At 75.0% G+C, this 2,585-nt stretch carries 3 protein-coding genes; 1 reads left to right on the plus strand and 2 read right to left on the minus strand.

Features of this window, described 5'->3' with window-relative positions; translation table 11 throughout:
• Positions 1 to 312 precede the first annotated feature (312 nt).
• Positions 313 to 1,008 (plus strand): PadR family transcriptional regulator, encoded by a 696-nt coding sequence (locus Q6969_RS14855; RefSeq protein ID WP_317231134.1) that lies wholly within the window; start codon positions 313 to 315, stop codon positions 1,006 to 1,008.
• 118 nt (positions 1,009 to 1,126) lie between these two features.
• Here Q6969_RS14855 and Q6969_RS14860 read toward each other — a convergent pair whose 3' ends face one another.
• Positions 1,127 to 1,393: a hypothetical protein gene (locus Q6969_RS14860; protein WP_317231135.1), complete on the minus strand. Its 267-nt coding sequence runs from the start codon at positions 1,391 to 1,393 to the stop codon at positions 1,127 to 1,129.
• Between the two features lie 97 nt (positions 1,394 to 1,490).
• On the minus strand, positions 1,491 to 2,585 hold a 1,095-nt coding region (locus tag Q6969_RS14865), incomplete at its 5' end, for a molybdopterin-dependent oxidoreductase (RefSeq protein WP_317231136.1).

Here is a 2,585-nt window from a genome sequence, read left to right on the forward strand (position 1 = left end):
AAGCCCGCGGTGGCGAGGCCGAAGACCGACTTGGTGAGGTTGCGCATGACATTTCCTTCGCTGTGTGGACGGGATCCGTGCCCGGTACCCCCGGGCGACACAGGGACTTCGGCGCCGGAGGAGAACGGGTTGGGGCCGGTCCTCCTTTCCCAGGGGAAGGCCAGGTTCGAGGCCCGGAAGCCCGTGGATCCGGGGATGCGCCGCGATGCGCGGAAAGGGAGCCCTTGACATCCGACAGTCGCCGATATATCGTCGCTACATCGCGACAGAACGTCCCGATCCCCCGACATCACCTCCCCGGAAGGAGCGCCCATGCGCACCCACGACCACGACCACGACCACCTGCCGTCCCGCCCCCGGGACGGCGTCCCCGCCGACCGCCACGAGCCCCGCCTGCAGCACCACCGCGGCGGACGCCCGCGCATCATGCCGGGGCACCCGCTCGCCCGCGGCTTCCAGCCCGGCGAGGGCGGCGGCTTCCCGGGCTTCCCCGGGTTCCCCGGCTTCCCGGGCATGGGCGGCTTCGGCGGCCCCGGCTTCGGCCCGGGCCGCGGACGCGGCGGACGGGGACGCGCCCGCCGCGGCGACGTCCGCCTCGCGATCCTCTCCCTGCTCGCCGAGGCGCCGTCCAACGGCTACGGGCTCATCACCGGCATCGCCGCGAAGAGCGAGGGCGCCTGGCGCCCCAGCCCCGGCTCCGTGTACCCGACGCTCCAGCAGCTCGTCGACGAGGACCTCATCGTCGCCGACGAGTCCGGCGCGAAGAGCGTCTACTCCCTCACGGACGCGGGCCGTGCCCACGTCGAGGAGAACCGGGCGTCGATCGACGCCGCCTGGGCCGCCACGACCGACAGGTCCGAGGGCGAGGACGCGTTCCAGACGAGCCTCATGAAGCTCATGGGCGTCGTGAAGCCCCTCATGCACGACGCGACCGACGCCCAGCGCCAGGCCGCGGCGGCGAAGCTCGACGAGACGCGGCGCGCGCTGTACGCGATCCTCGCCGACTGATCCCGGTCGCGGCCCGCACCGGCGCCGCGCGGACACGACGACGGCCCCCGCTCCTGCGGGGGCCGTCGTCGTGTCGTCGGGGCGTGTCGTCGGGGGCGGGCGGGTCACGCCGGGCGGGTCAGCGGATCGCGGCGCCCGTGTCCAGGTCGTCGCCGGCCTCGAGGTCGGGGCCGTCCGACTGCGTGATGTCGATGCCCAGCCCGCCGTCCTCCGCGTCGTCGTCGTCGGCGGCCGCCGCGTCGTCCTCGTCGAGCGGCACGACGCGCTCCGCGTCGACGGCCTCCTCGGCGTCGCGGTCGTCGGTGCCGACGAGCTCCTCCACGTCGACGCCCGTGTCGTCCAGGTCGCGGTCGGCGGGGTCGCGCGGGTTCTCGATGTCGCTCACGGTGCTCTCCTCTGCGGGTCGGTGCGGCGCGGTGGCGCCGTCCCTCGACGCTACGCGCTCGGGCTCCGCGCGTCCCGGGAGGGCCGCCGGGCGGGGATCAGGCGACGGTGACGGAGATCCCGTGCCAGCCGGTCGCGCCGTCGGGCGCGGGCGGCGCCTCGTCCGAGGTCTGGGTCGCGCCCGTGGTGTCGGTCGCGCGCACCTCGAGCCGGTGGGATCCGCTCGTCGCGTCCCACGCGTACGACCACTGCCGCCAGGTGTCGGCACCCACGCCCTCGCCCAGCGTCGCCTCGACCCAGTCGCCCTCGTCGACGCGCACCTCCACGCGCGCGATCCCGGTGTGCTGCGCCCACGCCATGCCCGCGACGGCCACCCGGCCCGCGTCCACGCGGACGCCCGCGCGCGGGGTGTCGATGCGCGAGCCGGTCTTGATCGGGCCGCGCTCCGTCCAGCCGCGGGTCGACCAGTAGGCGACGTCCTCGGCGAAGGTCGTCACCTTGAGCTCGGTGACCCACTTCGTCGCGGACACGTAGCCGTAGAGGCCGGGCACCACCATGCGCACGGGGAAGCCGTGCTGCTGCGGCAGCGGCTCGCCGTTCATGCCCACCGCGAGGATCGATGCCCGGTCGGGGTCGGTGAGCGCCTCCAGGGGCGTGCTCGCCGTCCAGCCGTCCTGGCTGGTGGACAGCACCATGTCGGCACCGGCGCGGGGCCGGGCGCGCTCGAGCAGCAGCCGGATGGGGTAGCCGAGCCACAGGGCGTTGCCGATCAGGTCGCCGCCGACCTCGTTCGACACGCACGTGAGCGTGGTCACGTGCTCCTCGAGGGGCAGCGCCAGGAGCTCGGCGAAGGTGATCTCCACCTCCTCCTCCACCATCCCGGTGATGCGGAGGCGCCACGACGCCGCGTCGACGGAGGGCACCTGCAGGGCCGTGTCGATGCGGTAGAAGTCCGAGGCGGGCGTGACGAAGGGCGCGAGGCCGGGGATCCCGAGCTCGGCGGAGGCGGGGATCGCGGCGGCGGGCGTCGCCGCGCGCGGCAGCACGAGGGTGCGGCGGAAGTCGTCCACGCGGGCGGCGGCGGCGTTGAGGCCGCGGGCGACGGATCCGGCGACGACGGAGGCGACGCCGGCCACGACCGTCATCACGAGGAAGGTGCGGCGCTCGACGCGCGCGCCGCCGGTGAGGGGTGC

Origin of the sequence: Clavibacter sp. MX14-G9D (assembly GCF_032917815.1) — a bacterium.
Classification (GTDB): Bacteria; Actinomycetota; Actinomycetes; order Actinomycetales; family Microbacteriaceae; genus Clavibacter; species Clavibacter michiganensis_K.

What these genes read in the sequence shown, in the direction of transcription:
- Q6969_RS14855 (WP_317231134.1), top strand. Translation starts at nt 313, where the DNA reads ATGCGCACCCACGACCACGACCACGACCACCTGCCGTCCCGCCCCCGG.